17 protein-coding genes are annotated in these 20778 nt (G+C 38.4%); 5 read left to right on the top strand and 12 right to left on the bottom strand.

The features are described 5' to 3' along the window. Positions 1–139: 139 nt before the first annotated feature. The 3 genes from A5N88_RS10775 to A5N88_RS10785 form a co-directional block, all read right to left on the bottom strand. Complete coding sequence (locus A5N88_RS10775; protein ID WP_066265744.1) at positions 140–1684, bottom strand: fatty acid--CoA ligase family protein; 1545 nt, start codon at positions 1682–1684, stop codon at positions 140–142. A gap of 565 nt (positions 1685–2249) precedes the next feature. Further along, on the bottom strand, positions 2250–3236 hold the full coding sequence (gene lplA, locus A5N88_RS10780; protein WP_066265746.1) for a lipoate--protein ligase: 987 nt from the start codon (positions 3234–3236) through the stop codon (positions 2250–2252). Between the two features lie 82 nt (positions 3237–3318). Beyond that, positions 3319–4053 carry an MBL fold metallo-hydrolase gene (locus tag A5N88_RS10785; RefSeq protein ID WP_066265749.1) on the bottom strand — a complete coding sequence of 245 codons (735 nt, stop codon included), beginning with the start codon at positions 4051–4053 and terminating at the stop codon, positions 3319–3321. A 184-nt stretch (positions 4054–4237) separates the two neighbouring features. Between A5N88_RS10785 and yhfH the strand changes: the two genes are divergently transcribed. Beyond that, the gene (gene yhfH / locus A5N88_RS24320; protein ID WP_083953113.1) at positions 4238–4369 is read left to right on the top strand and encodes a protein YhfH; all 132 of its coding nucleotides are present in this window, start codon (positions 4238–4240) and stop codon (positions 4367–4369) included. Between the two features lie 326 nt (positions 4370–4695). Here the strand turns inward: yhfH and A5N88_RS10790 are convergent, their stop codons facing one another. Then, a complete protein-coding gene (locus tag A5N88_RS10790) occupies positions 4696–5097 on the bottom strand; it encodes a FixH family protein (RefSeq protein WP_066265751.1) in 402 nt (133 codons plus the stop codon). A gap of 533 nt (positions 5098–5630) precedes the next feature. Here A5N88_RS10790 and A5N88_RS10795 point away from each other — a divergent pair. Beyond that, on the top strand, positions 5631–6215 hold the full coding sequence (locus A5N88_RS10795) for an SCO family protein (RefSeq protein WP_083953115.1): 585 nt from the start codon (positions 5631–5633) through the stop codon (positions 6213–6215). A gap of 156 nt (positions 6216–6371) precedes the next feature. Here the strand turns inward: A5N88_RS10795 and A5N88_RS10800 are convergent, their stop codons facing one another. The 5 genes from A5N88_RS10800 to hemE all read right to left on the bottom strand — a co-directional run bounded on the left by A5N88_RS10800 (position 6372) and on the right by hemE (position 13399). Next, the gene (locus A5N88_RS10800; RefSeq protein WP_066265757.1) at positions 6372–8759 is read right to left on the bottom strand and encodes a YhgE/Pip domain-containing protein; all 2388 of its coding nucleotides are present in this window, start codon (positions 8757–8759) and stop codon (positions 6372–6374) included. A gap of 80 nt (positions 8760–8839) precedes the next feature. Further along, the gene (locus A5N88_RS10805) at positions 8840–9412 is read right to left on the bottom strand and encodes a TetR/AcrR family transcriptional regulator (protein ID WP_066265762.1); all 573 of its coding nucleotides are present in this window, start codon (positions 9410–9412) and stop codon (positions 8840–8842) included. Between the two features lie 230 nt (positions 9413–9642). After that, positions 9643–11061, bottom strand: coding sequence for a protoporphyrinogen oxidase (hemY, locus tag A5N88_RS10810; RefSeq protein WP_066265767.1), 1419 nt, complete (start codon positions 11059–11061; stop codon positions 9643–9645). Positions 11062–11124: 63 nt separating this feature from the next. Continuing rightward, positions 11125–12060 carry a ferrochelatase gene (hemH, locus tag A5N88_RS10815; protein WP_066265768.1) on the bottom strand — a complete coding sequence of 312 codons (936 nt, stop codon included), beginning with the start codon at positions 12058–12060 and terminating at the stop codon, positions 11125–11127. Between the two features lie 292 nt (positions 12061–12352). Next, positions 12353–13399 carry a uroporphyrinogen decarboxylase gene (gene hemE / locus A5N88_RS10820; RefSeq protein WP_066265769.1) on the bottom strand — a complete coding sequence of 349 codons (1047 nt, stop codon included), beginning with the start codon at positions 13397–13399 and terminating at the stop codon, positions 12353–12355. A gap of 284 nt (positions 13400–13683) precedes the next feature. Here hemE and A5N88_RS10825 point away from each other — a divergent pair, with 284 nt between their 5' ends. Both A5N88_RS10825 and A5N88_RS10830 read left to right on the top strand, forming a co-directional pair. Next, entirely contained in the window at positions 13684–14172 is a 489-nt protein-coding gene (locus tag A5N88_RS10825) for an antibiotic biosynthesis monooxygenase family protein (protein ID WP_066265771.1), read from the top strand. Positions 14173–15002: 830 nt separating this feature from the next. Further along, positions 15003–16208: a M20 family metallopeptidase gene (locus tag A5N88_RS10830; RefSeq protein ID WP_066265773.1), complete on the top strand. Its 1206-nt coding sequence runs from the start codon at positions 15003–15005 to the stop codon at positions 16206–16208. A gap of 202 nt (positions 16209–16410) precedes the next feature. On the opposite strand, the gene A5N88_RS10835 is transcribed toward A5N88_RS10830, so the two are convergent. From A5N88_RS10835 to A5N88_RS10845, 3 genes are read right to left on the bottom strand one after another with little or no spacing between them, the layout of a single operon-like run. Beyond that, positions 16411–17157 carry an EcsC family protein gene (locus A5N88_RS10835; RefSeq protein ID WP_066265776.1) on the bottom strand — a complete coding sequence of 249 codons (747 nt, stop codon included), beginning with the start codon at positions 17155–17157 and terminating at the stop codon, positions 16411–16413. Between the two features lie 24 nt (positions 17158–17181). Beyond that, entirely contained in the window at positions 17182–18411 is a 1230-nt protein-coding gene (locus A5N88_RS10840) for an ABC transporter permease (protein WP_066265778.1), read from the bottom strand. Continuing rightward, positions 18408–19145 carry an ABC transporter ATP-binding protein gene (locus tag A5N88_RS10845; protein ID WP_066265779.1) on the bottom strand — a complete coding sequence of 246 codons (738 nt, stop codon included), beginning with the start codon at positions 19143–19145 and terminating at the stop codon, positions 18408–18410. The genes A5N88_RS10840 and A5N88_RS10845 overlap by 4 nt, the downstream gene beginning before the upstream one ends. 1068 nt (positions 19146–20213) lie before the next feature. On the opposite strand from A5N88_RS10845, the gene A5N88_RS10850 reads away from it, so the two are divergent. Next, positions 20214–20636, top strand: coding sequence for an HIT family protein (locus A5N88_RS10850; protein ID WP_066265781.1), 423 nt, complete (start codon positions 20214–20216; stop codon positions 20634–20636). Positions 20637–20778: the final 142 nt, after the last annotated feature.

Genomic DNA, 20778 nt, shown 5'->3' on the forward strand with positions numbered 1-20778 from the left:
GTTAGGATGATTGAACTGTATCCTGCCAAGGCAGATTTGTTTGTAACCTTCCTGCCCGAACTGGACAACTAGTAATCAGAATAAAACAGTTAAAAAAGCAGTGAAAATATTTTCATCTTCACTGCATTCTTTTAACCTATTACGCCTGCTGGTTAAGAACCTTATCCTTCAGTGCACGCCGCAAAATTTTACCGGTTGTATTTTTGGGAAGTTCTTCTAAAAACTCGATTGATGCGGGCAGTTTATACTTAGCAAGGCGTTCTTTGCAGTAGGCTATTAACTGTTTCTCAGTCAATAACGTGTTGTTTGTTACAACAAAGCATTTAATGACCTCTCCTTGCTCGGGATGAGGAGCCCCGATAACTGCTGCCTCAACAATATCTGGATGTTCATAGAGTACTTCTTCCACTTCACGGGGATAAACGTTGAAGCCGCCAACTATGACCATATCCTTTTTCCGATCGACAATAAAGAAATAGCCGTCCTCGTCCATTTTTGCCAAGTCGCCGGTATACAGCCAGCCATCACGTATTGCTGCAGCGGTTTCTTCGGGCATTTTATAATATCCCTTCATGACATTCGGTCCCTGCACCACAAGCTCTCCTACCTGTCCTATTGGAACCTCTTCACCGAGCTCATTTACTACTTTGTTCTTTACATTCATGATGGACGTTCCAATGGAACCAGGTTTTCTTGGTCGATCCAAAGGGTTAAATGCTGTGACCGGTGATGCCTCAGATAGTCCATACCCTTCAGAGATTAAGACGTTAAACTTTGTCTCAAAATTTTTCAATAGAGCTACTGGCATAGAGGCCCCTCCCGAGATGCACAGACGAAAAGTGGAAAAATCCTTTGGATCTCCCTCCGGATATTGATATAAAAAGTTATACATAGTTGGCACACCAGCAAATACAGTCGCTTGGTATTTTTTTGACACTCTGAATATTTCTTTCGGGCTGAATCTAGGTATGATCAGCATTGTTGCACCACTGATGATTGGTGCATTTACTACAACTGTTAAACTGAATACATGGAACATCGGCAATGTGGTAATGACACGATCCTGATCATTGATTTTCAGATAGTTACTGATGTCACTTGCATTGGAGTAGAGATTCTTATGTGTAAGCATTGCCCCTTTTGGCTTACCGGTTGTCCCCGATGTATAAAGGATGACTGCCACATCATCCGTGTCAGTATCTGCTGCTTGAAAATCTGTTTTGCCTGATACAAGCACTTCTGTAAACGATTTCAATTTTGGGTGAACAGATAAATCCGGCGGGCTGGCAGGGTTCGTTTCGCATATGATATAGTGTTCCACCTTAGGAAGCATTGCCCCAAGCTTTCCTGCAAGCGGAACTAAAAGGTCCAGCGAAATAACGGCCTTTACATCCCCATTGTTGATGATATAGCCGATTTCCTCCGGAGTGTAAATAGGATTAATAGGGATGACCGTTGCCCCCAGTCTCATTGCCCCATATAAGGAGATGACAAAGTGAGGTGAGTTTCCAAGAAGAAGTGCAATATGGTCGCCTTTTTTAATACCCAGCTTACTTAGACCATCGGCAAATTTAGTAACAGCCGTATCAAATTCTGCATATGTAGTAGGTTTATCTAAAAAATAATAAACCGTTTTATCTGCATTTTCAGCTGCTGTCTTTTTTAAGTGAGAAGCTAAATTCATTTTTCCCTTCCCCTTCCTGAATGAATAATCATTCATTTAAATTTTCTAAATTAATTATAATGAAAGAATATTACATATTCAAGTGGCGCACAGATTTACTTAAAATTTTTATTTCATAGAGTTTCTCCCCTGAATCCAGCTTTAACAGCTAAGAAAAGCGCACACGCCTTGCTCATCAGTGTACGGATTTCGTCGTCTTCAAAACTGAGATAAAGGAAACACAGTGAGACTGTTTTAGAGCTGATGCTGACCTATTTCAGGGTTCACTAGCTGATAGGCGCTGGATCTGGACAGAGACGACACTGGTTAAATAATGTAAAAATTATACTTTTATATGCACAAAAACAAAGCTGCCCTGCCAAGAGGAGGACAGCTTTGTTTTAATAGATGGCTGTTTTTATATAGATTGTTGCTCTATGTACAAAGGATTATTCCGTATGTTGTCTGTCTTCGTGGCATCTTTTCGTGTGCTATTCACCTGCTTTTAATACTGAATATATATTTAAAATGATATTTTTGTGACCAATAGCAACAAAGTATACGAAAAGAGCCTTACAAGAAGAGCCTAATAGATTAATTCAACTAAGTCTTCTTTTGTTATGTTGCCAAAATAGTGACTTACATCCGTGTTTTGGATTGCTTTTTCAATTTCCTTTTTCTCATATCGGGTACCCATAAGTTTATTTTCAATCTCACTTACATCACCGACACCAAAAAAGTCCCCATAAATCTTACAATCATCAATTAATCCCTTTTGTACATCAAGGCGGATGTCAATACTTCCGGCAGGAAATCTGCGGGAATGCTGGAGATTAAAACTTGGTGATTTACCATAATTCCAGTCCCATTGCTGGTAACGATTTTTTGATAATTGATGAATCTTCTCCCAATCTTCTGAGGTCAGGGTATATTCAGGAATTTCTTGTCCACCGAAAATATTTTCAAGGAGGATTTGGCGGAACTCCTCAATGGAAAGCGGTTGATCTAAGAATTCCGATATATTTGCCACCCTGCTCCTTATCGATTTTATCCCTTTCGACTCTATCTTGTCTTTTTTCACTTTTAAGGCCTGAGTTACATGGTCCAGCTCACAATTCAGCATGAGAGTTCCATGGCTGAACATTCTTCCTTTTGTGGAAAATTGGGCATTACCTGAAATTTTTCTTTCCCCTACCTGAATATCATTCCGCCCGCTCAGTTTTGCGTCTACTCCAAGCTTTTTTAATGCTGCTATAACCGGTTCGGTAAATTTCAGGAAGTTATGAAAGCTTTCGCCGTCATCCTTGGTAATAAAGCTGAAATTTAGATTTCCAAGATCATGATAAACGGCTCCCCCTCCTGAAAGTCGCCTAACAACAATAACATTATTTTTTTCCACATACTCTGTATTAATTTCTTCTATGGTATTTTGATTCTTCCCGATAATAATGGAAGGCTGGTTAATGTAAAACAAAAGAAAGCTCTCATTAATATCCAAATTTTTAACCGCATATTCTTCTATCGCCAAATTAATACGGGGATCTGTAATTCCTTTATTATCTATAAATAACAATCCTATCTCACTCCTTTATTGCACTGCATTTTCTTTGCATATGGCTTCTACATTATGCTGCAAGATTACTATAAACAAGGAACTACAATTCCAGAGCTAGTCCCAGTGCTGCCAGCTCTACTTCACCGGAAAACCGTTCCGATGCTTCCTGTTTCAATTGTTCCACTTCTCCAAATTGCGGAAGATGTGTTAGTACCAATTTCTTCACTTTTGCCCCTTCAGCCATTTCCCCCGCCTGATAGCTTGTCATGTGGCCGGCTTGTTCCCCATTCATATCTCCATAAAAATTGCATTCACACAATAACAGATCTGCGTCTCTTGAAAAGGGAATAAAGTCATGTATAAAAGCAGAATCTGCAGTGTATACAAGAACTTGATTGCCAGCTTCAATTCTCATTGCATAACACGGAACAGGATGCTTCGTCTTCAAAAAACGAATGGAAAAGGGACCTACTTGAAGAATTTCATCAGGATGATATACCACTCCCTCAGTAATATCCCTGAAGGATAAGCGGTCAAAGCCCATTTGATCCTCTAAATGGCCGTAAATCGGCAGGGTGCCTGTTTTTTTCCCTAAATATTTTCCATTTAAAAGAGAATATTGCAATACGCCAATATCAGCAACATGATCTTCATGATAGTGGGAAATAATCACCGCATCCAGCTCTTCAGGCAACACAAATTGCTGCATGGCGGAGAAAACGGCGCTTCCGCAATCAATTAACATCTTAAATCCTTCATGCTCGAGTAAATAGCCTGTTGTGGCTTCATTCAGCTTTGGATATCCACCCCAATGGCCAATTATAGTCAGTTTCATGCCTATCCCTCCTTTAAAAATATACTTTACTGTTGCAGCGTTCTCCATTTACTATACTTCATTTTACCCATTTTCACATAATTCAAAATCGGTATAGACAAAATCATCTTTTTGTTGTTATAATACAAATCAATAAGATTATAACAGTTATATAACAAAAAAATCAGGTAAGGGAGAGGTTTTTATGTTAAATAATGTTGTTGATTTTTTTAGGAATCTGCCCCCAAAATACTGTATGGACTGTGGAGAAGAGATGGAAGAACAGCATGAATGCTACGGGAATAAGTGTACTAACTGTTTAAAAGTAAAAAGGTAATTCTGTGAAAAAGAAGCTAATAACGATTAACAAAGGCACTCATCTATAAGTCTTTATTAAAAACTTTGTACCAATGGCAATGGAGCGAAATAATTTGAAGATATACAGAGCACTTTTTAATACTGGCTAAAAAAAGACCTTAGCTTTGCCGCCAAGGTCTTTTTGTAAGGCTCTTTTCGTAAATATCATTTTAAATATATATTCAGTATTAATACTTGTGAATAGCATACGAAAAGATGCCACGAAGACAGACAACACACGAAATAATCCTTTATACGTAAAGCAACAATCTATGCGAAAACAGCCTTTAGCAAAGTATTATCTATTCACTTCCTGATAACAATCTTCGTTTTAGGCATGTCATGCATGCTTCGGGCTGTCACATGAACCTGTACATAATAAACACCCGGCTGATCAAATTTCACTGTGGCAGTATACGTTCCATCCTTTTCGTTTTTGGCATCCAGCATACTGTCTTTATCTTTCTGATTTTCCTTCCAGGTTTCATACATCACTTCATCGGCATCCTTCACCATATCTTTCCCCTGTTTTACGATGGACTTTAAAGGGATCTCCTGATTAACTGAGGCTTTGCTTTGAACCTTCAACGTAACGGCTATGGGTTCAGGCATTGTTTTCGTCAGTTCACTGCTGCTGTTTGATGTACTGCAGGCAGATGTAACTGCCATCATCACAGCCAAAATAGAAAGGAATACTATTTTCTTCATTTTTCTCATTCTCCTCCTTGCCTCATCCAAATTAGATTTCAAATTGGAAATTGATATGTTTCTGACTATTAACTCTCAGCTTTTTAACTAAAGGCTCTGTTAATTTTGTTGTTGGTTTCTTCTCCAGGTGCTCGCTTTTTCGCGGGCTGTCCTTGAGTCTCCTCTATGATTCTCAGACTACGTTGCTCCCTTCATGCGTTTTTTAAAAAGGAGTGTCGCTCATCCTCTCCAATTAACATAGTGTTAAAATCAAGATTGTGCTAAAAATAAAAATAGCTTTACCTTTAAGAGACTATTATAAAAAATAATATTTTATGATTAGAATTGCTAAAGCATTGGCGTTAAATTAAACATTTAGATTGTACTAGTAAAGAGATATTTTCATCTTATCATTATTTTAATTTTCATATCACATAAATTAAAACAGAAAATTATGAACATTTTGTGTACATAGTGTAAAATTCAGAATTTTAACCCTTCTTAATCTCATATCGTCTATAATAAAATTGGTCAGTATGATTGGGAGGGATAAAATGAAGAAATCGTATATGTCATTATTTTTGTTTCTTATGCTTATGCTTGTACTGTCAGCATGTTCTTCCGTTAATAAAGAAGGCATACCCATTAAAAATTTTTCTTTTACCGATCAAAATGGCAAATCATTTAGTCTTAAGGATTTAAAGGGCAAGGTTACAATAGTCGATTTTATATTTACTAGCTGTAAGACGATTTGTCCCCCAATGACTTACAATATGAGTGAGCTGCAAAAGAAAATTTTGGATAAAGGGTATAAAGACGTGCAGCTGGTCTCATATAGCATCGATCCTTCTGTGGACACACCTAAGGCTTTAAAAACCTATGGATTAAAATTTACAAATAATCTTTCTGACTGGCATTTCCTAACAGGCTATTCTCAAAACAAAATCGAAAACTTTGCAAAAGATAATTTTAAAGAAATTGTCGTAAAACCTGATAATGACGACCAGGTCATCCACGGAACAAGCTTCTATCTAGTCAATAAAAAGGGGCAGGTCGTTTCAGATTACTCAGGAACAAATACAGGGAAAAACCCCTTTGATGCAGATAAAATCATGAACGATATAAATGCACTTCGTTAATATGTGTAAAAAAAGCAAAAGCGCCAAAAAGGTTAGGGTGCCTAAGAGAAAATTCTTCTTTTAGCTGCGCCCTAACCTTTTTTCTTTTTAAAGTTTATTGATTTTTGATCCAATGATGCTTAAAACAGTCTACTCCTGCTTTTTAAAATCTTCATTTTAATGGGATTCAGTTGCCTGACCTTGCTCTATTAGTATGATACTTTCTTTACTGTCCCTGAGTTTTACGATGAAATAAACAAGGGTTAATACCATAAAGCTCAGCATAAATGTACACAGAATTTCTATATTGTGCCACATAAACGAGAAATCACCGCTAGAGATGACTGCTTTAAATGCCTGCAGTGAGTATGCCATCGGCAGTGCATAATGAAGATGCTGCAATCCTTGAGGCAATAATTCAAGCGGGAAGGTTCCTGCGCTTGTTGTCAGCTGCAAAATTAATACGATAATGGCCAGGTAGCGTCCCGGATTTCCCAGAAGACCAACAAGGAATTGGATAATGGCCATGTAGGTAAGACTGGTGACAATGGTGCTTATAATAAAGAGAGGAACATTTTTAACTTCAATTCCTATTCCCATCAATAAAATGGCATCTGCTATAAGGGATTGGATAACCCCTACACAAACCATTACTCCAAATTTGCCCAAATACCATGTAAATCCGTTTCTCGGCATAAGGACAGGATCTTTTATTTGATAAACAATAGTTAGTAATAACGCACCTACAAACAATCCAAGCGATAAGAAATAAGGGGTTAATCCAGTACCATAATTCGGAACGGAATTCAGGTTACTCTTATCTAAGAGTACAGGATCTCCTACCATGTTGTACGTGTCATTGTTTGAATGTATGGATCCAGCCTTTTTGGCAGCATCCCCTAAGCTGTTTTTCAAATCATTTGAGCCATTGTTTAATTTTGATGTTCCATCAGCTAGCTGCTTTGAACCATCGGCGAGGCGCCCTGCACCATTTTGTAACTGTGAAGAACCATTTTGAAGCTGGCCAATCCCGCTTGCCAGCTGGCTTGCACCTGAAGCGATCGATTGAGAGCCATTAGCAGCCCGATTTAACTGCTGATTAAATTCATTCATGTTATCAACATATTTCTGCTGACCCGCATTCAGCTTCTGTGCCCCTTGATTTAAGTCCTGTGATCCTTTATACAATTGATCTATACCGTTTTTCAGTTTCACCTGGTTCTGGTTGATCGTTTCCAGACCGCTTGTTAATTGATTAAAGGAAGGCGCAATTTGCTGTTTAATTTGGTTTTGGATACCAGCTGCAGAACTCGACATCTGCTTGTTGACCTGATCTTTAAACTGGCTAAAGCCTTGATCTAATCCATTGTTAATTCCTTTAGAAAGCTGCTGCTTTAAGGAATCCTTAGAAGGTGCGTTTTGCAGCACCTGATTTTGCAGCTCCGCAAGCATACTGTCCGGTACCTTTCCTTTAAGGGAGGCAAAGAGCTGCTGAATCTGGCTGGTTTGCTGCTGATAAATCTGATCTGCTATCCCTTGTGATAATTGTGAACCTAATTGGGTTTGGAGCTGATCTAAACCGGCATTAAGCTGCTGGGTACTAGAAGTCAATTGTTGATTAATACCGGACGCAATACCATCAGGGAGCTGATTTTGAATTTGCTGGGCCCCTTGTTTTGCCTTGTCAGTTCCGCTTATTAAGGCAGGCAGGTTTTTATCGACATTTCCTAAACCATTTTCCAGTTTAGCAGAACCGCTTGCAACCTGACCTGTTCCATTCTCAACCTGTTTAGATGCATTCAGGAGCTGATTGCTGCCTGTTGCAAGCTGATTTAGCCCTTTTGATAAAGTATTGGAGACTTGTGCAAGACTGTCGGCACCTGAGCCTGCTTTATTCAAACCATTATTAAAGTCGATTGATTTTGAGGCAAGTGTCTCTAAATTTTCTTTTAATTTATTGGAGCCATCGTTTACATTTATGGCACCTACATTCAATTTACCTGCGCCATCTCTCGCTTTCGCAAAACCATTTGCCATTTGCTTCATATTTTTAAACATTTCTTCAGCATAGGTTGTTGTAACTTCTTTTGCAATGCCCGCCTTTATCTCTTTCACAGCAGAATCTTCAATCTTTGAAGAGGTATAGTTCATACTAGGATTTTGAACATACTTTAGTTCGAGCTTCTTTGGATGCTTGTCGAGAAGCGTTGTAGCATTTGAAGAAAAGTTTTCAGGTATTTCGATGACCATGTAATATTTACGCTTATTTAAATCGCTGTAAGCTTCTTTTTTGCTGAGAAAATGAAAATCAAGTTCCTTTTTTTCCTTAAGATTGTCAACAAGCTTGGATCCCAACTCAAGTTTTTTCCCTTCCATGCTGGCTCCCTGATCACTATTGACAACTGCAACGGGCAGTTTGTTCAAATGGCCATATGGATCCCAAAATGCCCAAATAAACATTCCTGCATATAAAATGGGGATTAAAAGGATGGCAGAAATTTGAACGATATCCCGAGGACTTTTAAAAATTCTTCCCCATTCTGCAAGAAATAAAGATTTTTTCATTGATGGGTGCACCTCCAAAAAATAATGACTATATTATTCATTTAGTCATTTTTAGTTAAAAATATGACAGAAATCTGTCATTAAAGGGATAATCCTTTAAACAAATACAGCTCGAAAAGCTCTGATATCTCCTCTTTTTCCAATGGACGATGAAACTGTTCCCAATCAAAGATAAGTGAAGTATAAAGCTTAAGCATAACAAAGGCAGTCATTTCCGGATTGCATGGTTTAATTTCGCCCTTGTCAATGGCTGCTTGAATAATGTTACTTATATAATTGATAATTGCCTGCTCCACTTTTCTAAGTACTTCCCTCACAGCAGGTGTTCCCATATCTCTTTCTTCTTGCAAAAGCTTAATGGTCAATTGGTGATCCTTTCGAAACTCCAACAGCTTAAACAAAGCTAAATTAGCATTTTCGTGCAGTGAAAGCTTTTTATCCATTACTTCCTCAGCTGCTACCCGCATTTCTTTAATTAACGTAGTTATAATTTCATCAAACAGGTCTTCCTTATTTTTAAAGAATGTATAAATTGTACCCTTGCCCACATTGGCAATCTTTGCTACCTGATCCATTGTTGTTGCCTTATAGCCGAATAAGGAAAAAGACTTTGTTGCTGCCTCTATAATCAATTGCCTTCTATCCACTGCCACAATCCTCACCTCAAAATATTGACCATATGAACAATTCAGTCATTTTAACTACCTGTAAAATATACCATATTGCCTTATTTCAAACAAGTAAATAATTTGAAGAAACGCACTTTAACGCTTTAACATACAAAAAGGGTCAGACCCCTTTTACGCTTTACTGTATGAAAGTTCCTAATCCTTTTTGAAAAAATAAAAAACGAATAAAAAAATGACTGCCTTTGCAGTCATTTTTATTCCCCTAAATATTCCAATACCTGTTTTACCGCTTCTTCTCCCTGGTCAATACAGTCAGGTATTCCTGCACCATAGTAAGAGCTGCCAGCAATAAAAATTCCAGGCAATTCACTTTTTATATTGCGTCGTAATTCTTCTAATCTTTCAGAGTGCCCTACAGTATACTGTGGCATAGCATGTACCCATCTGGAAACAATCGTAAAATCAGGTTTTACAGATATCCCGAGGGTATCCTTGATATCCTCCAGAACAATATGTTCTATTTCATCATCCGATAAATCTACAATCGTTTCAGCACCTGATCTGCCCACATAGCATCTTAACAAGGCTTTCCCTTTTGGAACTGCATGCGGCCACTTTTTATGCGTTAAAGTACATGAGGTGATGGTAGAGTCACTGCTTCTTGCCACCATAAACCCAATCCCATCAATTTTATTTTTTATGGCTTCTTCTGGAAATGCCATCGTAACGGTAGCAACACTTGTAGCAGGGACATGCCGGAAGGGTTCAAAAAAATCTTGATCGGGAAAAAGCGTTGGGAGAGTATAATGCGGCAATGTTACAACTACGCTGTCAACAATCAACTTTTCATCATTGTTTAAGGATATAATATAGTCATTTTTATGCTGTTGATGTTTAATTGAATCTACCTTTAATCCTTTTATGACAGAGTCAGGCTCCAGTTTTTTCTCAATGGCTTCGACCAATGATTCAAGGCCTTCTTCCAATGTCAAGAAATCATCAGAATCCTTATCTTCATAATTATCATGAGGTACACTAAAGGCTTTCTTTTTCATACCAATTAGCAGGCTTCGATACCTTTTTTCCGCTTCATAATATTGTGGGAAAGTAGATAAAAGGCTCAATTGATCAATATCTCCTGCATACATGCCTGAAACAAGAGGTTCTATTAAGTTTTCCACCACATCTGCGCCCAGGCGCCGCTTAAAGAAGCCTCCAAGGGATTGATCTCGCCTTTCCTTGGACCTCGGCAATATCAAATCTGCTGAGGCCCTCAGTTTTCCTGTGATGGAAAAAAGGTTAGAGAAAAGAAACGGCTTCCATTTTGACGGCAGGCCGGTTGCAGCACCCGAAGGAATTGGATGAAGCTTATCATTAATAAGCACATAGGTTTTCCCATTAATACTTCTGACAAGTTTATTTCCCATCCCTACATGTTCTGCTAATCTAGCGGCACTTTTTTTCCTTGTCAAAAAGGATTCAGGTCCTTTTTCAATAATATAACCATCTTGCCGGACTGTTTGAATCTTCCCTCCGAGACGATGGCTTCTTTCTATTAAATATACTTGAATAGACAGTTTTTTTTCCTTAATAGCCTGCTGTAAATAATAAGCAGTTGCTAATCCGGTTATTCCAGCACCTATAACTGCAACTTTCCGCTGTCCTTTTGGCATCCATAAGCACCTTCTTATTCGGTCATACTGCTTGAATGAGCAGTAAAGATAAAAGTAAAGAGATTATTTTTCATTTAAATGCTTCAATACAACATCTGACAATACGTCGATAAACTCTTCACGAGCATTTGGCATTAGCGGACGATAATAGGAAGCGCCAATTTCCTCTGTAACCACCTTGCATTCGTAGTCATTATCATAAAGGACCTCCAGGTGTTCCGCGACAAACCCAACCGGAATGTAAACAAAGGCTTTATATTGCTTTTTTTTATACAAGTCTCGTGTTAAATCCTGAACATCCGGCCCAAGCCATGGATCTGGTGTATTTCCGGCACTTTGCCATCCGACCGCATATTCCTTTATGCCAGCTCCTTCTGCTATCAGCTTGGCAGTTTCATTAAGCTGTTCCGGATATGGGTCGCCATATTGAAGAATTTTCTCAGGCAGGCTGTGTGCAGAAACAATTAAACAGGCATGCTCTTTTTCTTCAGGAGGCATAGATTCGTAGGTTTCTCTCACTTTTGTTACCCAGTAATCAATAAACTTTGGTTCATCATACCAGCTTTCAATAGAAGTAATCGCTGGGCCTCCAAATGATTCTGCAGCCTGCTTAGCCCGCTCATTGTAAGATTTCACGCTGAACGTGGAAAAATGCGGGGCAAGGACAAGAGAAACTGCTTCTTCAATTCCATCTTCATTCATTTTCTTTACTGCATCTTCAATAAACGGCTCAATGTGTTTTAGTCCTATATACGCAGTATATTCAATTTTATCTTGTATTTGATTTAAATGATTCTGTAGTGTAAATGCCTGATTTTCTGTAATTTTTGCAAGAGGAGAAATTCCTCCGATTGCCTTATAACGGTTTGTAAGATCGTCAAGCATTTCTTGGGAAGGCTTTCTTCCATGGCGTATATGTGTATAATATCTTTCAATATCTTCTTCTTGGTAAGGAGTTCCATATGCCATGACCAATAGTCCCATTTTCTTCTTTGCCATGTCTTTATACCTCACTTTTTATTCGCTTTGATTAAGGCGGTTTTCCCATAGATTGTTGCTTTACGTACAAATGGTAATTCCTTATTCTACCTGGTGGCATCTTTACGTAAGCGATTAACAAATTTTAATACTGAAACAGGATTTTATTGTGTCAAATAGCCACAAAGTTTACGAAAGAGCCTTTTATTTAGCTTCTGTTAATCTTGCCTGCTGATAACCGCAAATTCACTCGCTTTCCGCCAGCTACAATCAAATTATGTCCAAAATAAACAGTGATTTTTATCAGTGCCTATTATTTAAATCTTCTCATTGCACTATATTCATGAATAAAGGCAGTCAGCCTTTTAAGCGTTTCCGGCTGTACTTGAGGGAATACTCCATGTCCCAGGTTGAAGATATGACCAGGTTTTTCCAGCCCTGCATCAATAATGGCTTTTGCCCGTTCCTCTATCACCGGCCAAGGAGCCATTAAAACAGCAGGATCAAGATTGCCTTGAACTGGCTTGCTGATTCCATTCGCTCTTGCCTCTTGAATCGGAAGCCTCCAATCAAGCCCTACAACATCTACAGGGAGGTCATTCCATTCTAAAGCAAGATGGCTTGCCCCCACCCCAAACATAATGAGAGGAACGTTTTCTTCTTTAAGCTCACTAAAAATATGCTGCATAATAGGCTTTATAAAATACCGATAATCCTCCGCATGCAGAGCACCTACCCAGGAATCAAAGATTTGAATGGCACTTGCACCGGCTTTAATCTGGGCTTTTACATAAGTAATGATCATATCCGCGAGCTTATCCATTAACAAAAACCATGCCTTCGGTTCTGAATACATAAAGGCCTTTGTCTTTTTATAATCTTTCGAAGGTCCCCCTTCAATCATATAGCTTGAAAGTGTAAACGGAGCGCCGGAAAAACCAATCAACGGCACAGTTAATTGCTCCTCAGTCAAAAGCTTAATGGTCTCCAATACATATGGCACATCTTCCTTGGGATGGTGTTCTCCCAATTTTTCAACGTCTTGGAGAGAGGTGATCGGATTGCTGATTACAGGCCCGATACCTGACTTTATTTCTACGTCTACACCAATTGAAGGAAGTGGTGTCATAATATCTTTATATAAGATAGCCGCATCGACATCATATTGCTCCACTGGCAGCCGCGTAACATATGCACACAATTCAGGCTGATGTGTTATTTCAAATAAAGAATATTTTTCTTTTAGCGCACGGTACTCAGGCTGTGAACGTCCTGCCTGCCTCATAAACCAAACTGGGGTAACGTCCGTCTCCTCTCCTCTAGCTGCCTTTAAAAGAGCATCATTCGTTATTCTGGTCATTTTTTTCACGGCTTCCTTTCGGGCTGAAAATCTCTACCCATTGTATAATAAATCTTCTAAAAAAGAAAAAATCACGTCTCTAATGTGTATATCCGTTTACACTATAGTTGTTTTATTTTTAAAAGTACACTATTACCAATCAAATGTCATAAATTTGTCCCTTTTATCTGTCGAATGACCGTTTGATAAATAGTTTTATCTCAAATGTTACTGGGTAAAAGGTAACTAAGTATATAAATTTTCTTACTTGAAATACTATAATAGACATATGGGGGGATGATAGAATGAATACTTACATAACATCGGGAACACACAGCTTTATGGCAAAAATTAAAGAAGAACATTCTGACCAGGATATTGTTTTATTGCAAAATGCCCAAGAAACTTTGCTTATACACGAAACAGAGGGGAAGACCGTTTTCCAGGCTCCCAGAACGTATGAAGTCTTTGATGCCTCTGGAAATATCCACTCTGGTTTTGCTGTGATTCTGCATGTGCCAGTAAGAGAAGAAGGGCGTCCAGTATTTGAATATCAATTTAAGGACAAAGCCTCAAAGCTTGAAAAGGAATCAGGCCTCACAGCTCACAGACTATTACGTCCTATAAACGGTGATACGTATTTATTTCTGACTGTATGGGAAAACCCAGGCGCTTATTCTCAATCCAGCCTTGCCAACAACCTGGACAGCCAGGAGATTGTCGGAGAGAATCAAAGTGTACTGGCAGATCCAACCTTTGTTTCACAGTACAGTATTACTGAAAACGAAGAGTAAGCAAGAAAAGCGCAGGCGCAATGCTACAACAGCGTACGATTTCGCAGCCTTCGACTGAGATAAGAAAAACTCAATGTTAACTTATCCCAGAGACTAAACGTATAAATCAGATAGGCGCTGGAGCCAGTTAGAGATCACAATGATTAAACCTGTTTAAAAGCAGAGAATGACTCTGCTTTTTTATTTTGCTTCTGTTAATCTTGCTTGTTGATTTCCGCGGGCTGTAGTGGAGTTGGAGTTTCCTTATCGCAAGCTCCTGCGGAGGTCACACTTTGCACGCTTTTCTAAGCAGAGTCTCGTGCCTTACACCGCAATCAACGTTGTATTTAAATTAATATTGGTTTTACTATGATATTCGTTGCGCTGTTTCTTCTGCCTGTTCATTTCCGCTCAATCAATATCTCTAACTGAGTCTTTATTTTAAATTTGTTTTAGGCTATAAATTTTTGTGCTGCTAAATTTTTAATAAACCAGCCTTTTAATTTGGTGAAAATAAATTTCAATTAGAACTTTTTCAAATCCTCTATTTAAACTCATCCTCTTCCTTCTCTTCCTTTTATTTCTATATACTAAATAAAATTCCTGCTTTCAAACCTGCATTTTCTTTATTTGGTTCCTTTTATCTTCATAGGCAATAAACACTTCAGCTTGTTTAATTAATGTGACAAATCCTTTATTTATTCCCCAGGAAATGACACTCGAGCTTCTTACCTATCATGTTACTGTTACTTATCTGTATCATTGCTTTTTCGCAAATAATTCTCATAAATCATAATTTTCTCCATTAAATGTTATAATGAGTAAAACCATGCTTATGAGGAGTGAAACAGATGCTTCAACAAAAAGTTTTTGAAAAGCTGGAGTCTTATTACAATGAAATGGTTGAAATCAGGCGCTACCTTCATCAAAACCCTGAATTATCTTTTAAAGAATTGAAAACCGCCAAATACATTAGTGATTTTTATACAAACATAGGGGTACAGGTTCAAAAGCATGTTGGAGGAAATGGAGTGGTGGCGAGGATAAAAGGAAAGTATCCGGGTAAAACCGTTGCTTTGCGAGCCGACTTTGATGCGCTACCTATACAGGAAGAGAACGACCTTCCCTATAAATCTCTTGTCCCCGGTGTTATGCATGCCTGTGGACACGATGGACACACAGCTACCCTGCTTATTGTCGGAAAAGTTCTACACGAATTAAGAGAAGAGTTATCGGGAGAATATATCCTTATACACCAGCATGCAGAAGAATACGCTCCAGGAGGGGCAATTTCCATGATTGAGGATGGCTGCTTAAATGGGGTCGATGTCATTTTTGGCACACACCTATGGGCACCCGTTCCATGTGGAACACTTCAATATCGAAAAGGACCTATTATGGCAGCAGCAGATCGATTTACAATTAAGATTCTTGGATATGGAGGCCATGGAGCACAGCCCCATAAAACAAAGGATGCTATTGTGACAGCATCCCAGCTTGTTATAAACCTGCAGCAGGTTGTAAGCAGAAGAGTAAATCCTATACACTCTGCCGTTTTGAGTGTGGGATCCTTCACTGCTGACAATGCCTTTAATGTAATTGCCGATACCGCAACACTAATCGGTACCGTTAGAACCTTTAATGAAGAGGTCCGCGATCAAATAGAAACTGAAATAGAACAAATTATAAAAGGCACCTGCTTAGCTGCCGGCTGTGATTACGATTATTTATATGAACGCGGATATCCTGCTGTTGTGAATCATTCAGATGAAACAGATTTTCTTATCAACTGTGCAAACGATGTTTCAGAACTGACAAATATTGAAGAGGCATCACCAGAAATGGGCGGCGAAGATTTTGCGTATTACTTGCAAAAAGTGAAGGGTACCTTCTTTTTTACAGGAGCAAAGCCCGATGATGCAGATGTAGCTTATCCACACCATCATCCAAAATTCAATATTAATGAAAAAGCCATGCTGAATGCGGCTAAGACTTTAGGAAATGCAGCTATCAGTTATCAAACAGCTGAAAATAAGGATAAACTAGCAGCTTTTTAATGAAGGAAGTTTCACATTGATTGGCATTTTTCAATGAAGTTTTTATAAATAAGGAATTCACATTGTTGAATCCAAAGCCTGTTATTCACCATTTTTTGTGACAAAAGCAAAAAAGTTTACGAGTGAGTCTTATGGACTCTGTTGTTATAGGGCATTCAATTTAAACCTTATTGTTTCTTTAATATAAAAGCAGCCAGGCATGCTACAGGCCTGACTGCTTTTCTTGTTTTTGACCATTTTCACGTTCATTAAACCACCTGAGCCTATAAGCGTTTAAGGCTGTCTCCCCTAATTGATCCATAAGATTATAATTCGCATACGCACCCACAATGGCTCCAATTCCAGGAACAAGCTGCAAAAGCTTTACAAGATCGAGATAGTCCCTGTATTCCTGCTGAAATACCCGCCAGTCAATTTCTTCAGCATCCTCCTTGTATGTTTCCCAGTGATCTATTTTATCCATCGTCTCCATCCTGGTCTGATCACTTGAAAATGCCAGTTGGAAAACATATAAGATGAACAGGCGCTCTTCATATTGTTTTGTATCATATCCATATAATGCTGCTACTTCAAACAGGTATTTCATTTTAATGGAAAGAAGGAGCGGGAAATCTGCAAGACCCAGAAGAATACCAGCACCGCCCGTTCCTGCCCCCTCTACAGCTGCTGCTTTTTTATAAAAATTTAATTTTTCCTTTACCTCTTTATCTAATTCTTCAAGGGTGGCCGCCCGTACCGCTTTTGTTTTAGTCAAATATTCCGAACCAAATAATGCCCCCTGTACCATTTTCTTAATACTTTCAGTAATAACCGAATTGGCTTTTTCAGGAATAAGACCATTCATTTTGGTTTGCGCTTTTTTTGCGGTGCGGTTTAATAAACTGGATCGCTTCATCAATTTTCGTTTCCATAGCTCAACATCTCCTCTTACAAGCTTTTCGTATTCCATAACATGAGCCTCCTAGCGATTCCTTTATATTCTCTCACTTACCAGCCTTCGAATCCGCCCTGGTAAATAAAGCTTCACAAAAATAAACGAGAAAATAACATTAATGACAAGGGTATAAATCCCATTCAGATAGGTGCTGCTAACAAAAACGACAATGCTAAATATAATAGCCTGGATCAGCAAGCAAATCCTGAGAACTTTCATAAAGGATTCTATCTTTAATTTTGGATTTAATGGATATAGGCGTACCCAAATTTTCAAATCATGATGTTGCACCATGGGGATGAGCTGAAATCCTGTTAAATATAAGAACAAAAGAGAAAGTCCAATCAACAAGTACCTTTGATCACTTACATATAAAAGAATGGCTCCAATAATGGTTAGACGTGCAAACAATCCAAAATACGCATTTGTTCGGATAAATGTTCTGGCATATAAATAGGAAAAGGAATGAGTTTGTCCATAGCCGAGAAATTTTAATGAGAAGTCCAGCCAGCTTCTGCGTTTCACCTGCCCTTTCAGCTTTGGAACATCAGTGAATAAATTCGCAAAGCGGTAAAAGGCCATAAGCCTTTTTTCCTCAAGCTCAATTAATCGATCCCAGTTCAGGGTCTTTTCCTTTCCAGCTTTGTAAAAATAAACAAGAAGCCCTGCCATTACAGCTGCCACCACAGCAGCCAGCCATAACGGTGCATCCACTGTAATGAAAAAGATTAGGACAGCATTTAAAGCAAATCGGATGATACCATCCATAAGCAATATATTGGAATCCTGATATTTAAGCACTTGCCATTGAAGTACCAGATTCCAGTACTTCACTGCCAGCAAAATAAAGTAAAGGTAAATAAATGATCGAAAGCCATGCCTAGTGGCAGCAACATACATGGGCATCAAGATGGCAAGCCCGACCAGCAGAACATAGGCCTGTATAAAAAAACTCAATGACAGCGATTTTTTAAAATACCCCTTCAATTTCGATTCAATAGGTAAAAGGAAAACCTTATCGGCTTCCTTTAACAAGGTAAACCGCGGACTTACTGTGAGCAGAATCCCTAGGATTAGTCCCATCACCCAGCCAATTGGAAAGCTTGTATCTAATGTCTTTACCCATTGGCTGTAATAATATGCTCCACCTGCAATACCAAAAATAGCCACAAATAATAAGTGGTCATTAAAAATGTACTTCAGATAGCGCCGGAGCTCCTGGGAAAATAATTGAAGTCTTTCTCGCCACAGATTTTCAATTTTTTTCATTCAATCTCTTCCTTTGTTAGTTGAATATAAAGGTCATCCAGCGTAGCGTCAGGCATTTGGAATTCATCCTGCAATTGCTTCAGCGTGCCCTTTGCTCTTACTTCCCCATTATGTAAAATAATAAAGCCGTCACAATACCTTTCTGCAGTGGAAAGGATATGGGTAGACATCAAAATTCCTGCCCCCTTCTCCTTCATTCTCTTCATTAAATCCAGCAAGGATTGAATTCCGAGGGGATCCAGTCCTAAAAAAGGCTCATCTATGATATAAAGGCTAGGTTCAACTAAAAAGGCACACAGGATCATTACCTTTTGTTTCATCCCTTTAGAAAAATGTGCAGGAAACCATTTGAGTTTTTTGTCCAAACGAAACTCCTTCAGTAAAGGCTCTGCACGTATAAGATAATCCTCTTCATTCAGGCCGTAAGCCATGGCCGTCAGTTTTAAGTGTTCCTCCAATGTCAGTTCTTCGTATAAAATAGGTGTTTCAGGTATATAGGAAAACTGTTTTCTATACTCATCAGGAGCTTGCCTCAAGTGCTTTTGATTAATTTGCACAGATCCCTTTTTAGGGTCCATTAAACCGATAATATGCTTAATGGTTGTACTTTTTCCAGCACCATTTAATCCAATCAACCCAATAATCTGATTCTTTTCTATAGTAAAGGAAATGTCTTTTAATACTGGCTTCTTTGTATAGCCTCCGGTTAAATGCTCAACCTCTAGTAAAGGCATATTCAACATCCTTTCTTATGTACTAAAGCTCCGTTAAATTTCTAATTTGATAACTGTTCGTTTTTAGCTCAATTCACAGTAAGTAAACCTTGTTGCTTTAGTTTCCTTTATTTACTGTAACCTTTCAGCTTAGCTATAGAGGGAGTGTTTCACACAAATGACCAAAAAACAACAGAGAAGGCTACAACGTGGCTATGAAGGACTTTTCTTCGTTGATTCTAACCTGGTTTTGGCCTTCATCGACCTTATGAAGGACTTTTCTCAATGATTCTAACCTCGTTTTGGCCTTCATCGACCTTATGAAGGACTTTTCTCGTTGATCCTAACCTCAATTTGGCCTTCATCGACCTCATGAAGGACTTTTCTCACTAGTACTGCTTTTAAAAAAGCTTATACTACAGACATTTTAACATTATTTATGTGTAATCAATAGCATTGGTTATATCCTATCTTTTCCCTCTTTTAATTTCTGCTTACGCAAAATATCTTCCTGCTTTGGTTATTTCGTGTCACTTACGCATTGTGCTTAATCAAAACATTTTCCAAAGTTGTTTTTTATTTTTCTTGATGTATAAATCAAGATTATTGGTGCATCATAATATTCGAAGGGGTTACAAAAACCGCATATCGGGGTGGTTGTTAAAGACCTATATCCGTAATAAAAGCGTTTGGGCAAGTCACTTGACTGAAATGATTCTGGACAAAAACACATCAAATGAGGTGTTTATCGAAGATCATCTGCTGTTTTAAACGTCACTGTAAGGTACTTTAAAACAATTAGGGGATGGTAGCTTTGAACAAAGATCATTTATTCCATTGATATATACACACTTATGAAAATGAGGTGTTTATCAAAGGTAAAGAAGTCGATGTAAAAACCCTTTTATAACCCCCTTCACCGGGACGGGATACTTACGTGATCCCGTCCCTTTTTGTTATGAAGTTGAAATTTCGTTTGAGCCTTTTCCAGCACGAACCGAATAAGGTATAATAATATCATTCTTAATAAGCCAATACTCTCATTGGCAGCCCAATTCGCACTAAACAAGAGGAAAGGCGGCATGACCGATGTCTGATTGTATTTTTTGCAAAATTGTAAATGGAGAGCTTCCCTGCTCAAAGGTTTATGAAAATGAACATGTCCTTGCTTTCTTGGACTTAAGCCAGGTTACAAAAGGACATACACTTGTCATACCAAAGATACATAAAGAGAATATTTTTGAAATTACGCCAGAAATAGCAAGAAATTTTTATGAAGCAGTTCCTGCTATCGCTAATGCTATTAAAGAGGAATTTAATCCAATTGGGTTAAACACTCTCAATAATAATGGTGAGTTTGCCGGACAATCCGTTTTTCATTTCCATCTTCATCTTATTCCGAGATATGGAAAAGGAGATGGTTTTGGGGCGGTATGGAAAAGTCACCAGGACCAGTATAACTCAGAAGATCTTAAACAAATTGCAGATTCAATCTCCAATCATATTCACTAAAGCATCTAAAAATCCTGCATAAAATGGCAGGATTTTTCATCTTTAATTGGGAGTTTCCAATTCAATTTCATATTGTTATATGATATAATGAGTGCATCTTTCGCTGTTGGCAATGAGTGCACAGCAGGAAAGCAGCTGAGGA

Origin of the sequence: Heyndrickxia acidicola (genome assembly GCF_001636425.1) — a bacterium.
GTDB classification, from domain to species: domain Bacteria; phylum Bacillota; class Bacilli; order Bacillales; family Bacillaceae_C; genus Bacillus_AE; species Bacillus_AE acidicola.

Bases quoted from the DNA above. Each gene is read 5' to 3' on its own strand.
- A5N88_RS10775 (WP_066265744.1), bottom strand. From the start codon at position 1,684: ATGAATTTAGCTTCTCACTTAAAAAAGACAGCAGCTGAAAATGCAGAT.
- A5N88_RS10785 (WP_066265749.1), bottom strand. From the start codon at position 4,053: ATGAAACTGACTATAATTGGCCATTGGGGTGGATATCCAAAGCTGAAT.
- yhfH (WP_083953113.1), top strand. From the start codon at position 4,238: ATGTTAAATAATGTTGTTGATTTTTTTAGGAATCTGCCCCCAAAATAC.
- A5N88_RS10790 (WP_066265751.1), bottom strand. From the start codon at position 5,097: ATGAAGAAAATAGTATTCCTTTCTATTTTGGCTGTGATGATGGCAGTT.
- A5N88_RS10795 (WP_083953115.1), top strand. From the start codon at position 5,631: ATGAAGAAATCGTATATGTCATTATTTTTGTTTCTTATGCTTATGCTT.
- A5N88_RS10800 (WP_066265757.1), bottom strand. From the start codon at position 8,759: ATGAAAAAATCTTTATTTCTTGCAGAATGGGGAAGAATTTTTAAAAGT.
- hemY (WP_066265767.1), bottom strand. From the start codon at position 11,061: ATGCCAAAAGGACAGCGGAAAGTTGCAGTTATAGGTGCTGGAATAACC.
- hemH (WP_066265768.1), bottom strand. From the start codon at position 12,060: ATGGCAAAGAAGAAAATGGGACTATTGGTCATGGCATATGGAACTCCT.
- hemE (WP_066265769.1), bottom strand. From the start codon at position 13,399: ATGACCAGAATAACGAATGATGCTCTTTTAAAGGCAGCTAGAGGAGAG.
- A5N88_RS10825 (WP_066265771.1), top strand. From the start codon at position 13,684: ATGAATACTTACATAACATCGGGAACACACAGCTTTATGGCAAAAATT.
- A5N88_RS10830 (WP_066265773.1), top strand. From the start codon at position 15,003: ATGCTTCAACAAAAAGTTTTTGAAAAGCTGGAGTCTTATTACAATGAA.
- A5N88_RS10835 (WP_066265776.1), bottom strand. From the start codon at position 17,157: ATGGAATACGAAAAGCTTGTAAGAGGAGATGTTGAGCTATGGAAACGA.
- A5N88_RS10840 (WP_066265778.1), bottom strand. From the start codon at position 18,411: ATGAAAAAAATTGAAAATCTGTGGCGAGAAAGACTTCAATTATTTTCC.
- A5N88_RS10845 (WP_066265779.1), bottom strand. From the start codon at position 19,145: ATGCCTTTACTAGAGGTTGAGCATTTAACCGGAGGCTATACAAAGAAG.
- A5N88_RS10850 (WP_066265781.1), top strand. From the start codon at position 20,214: ATGTCTGATTGTATTTTTTGCAAAATTGTAAATGGAGAGCTTCCCTGC.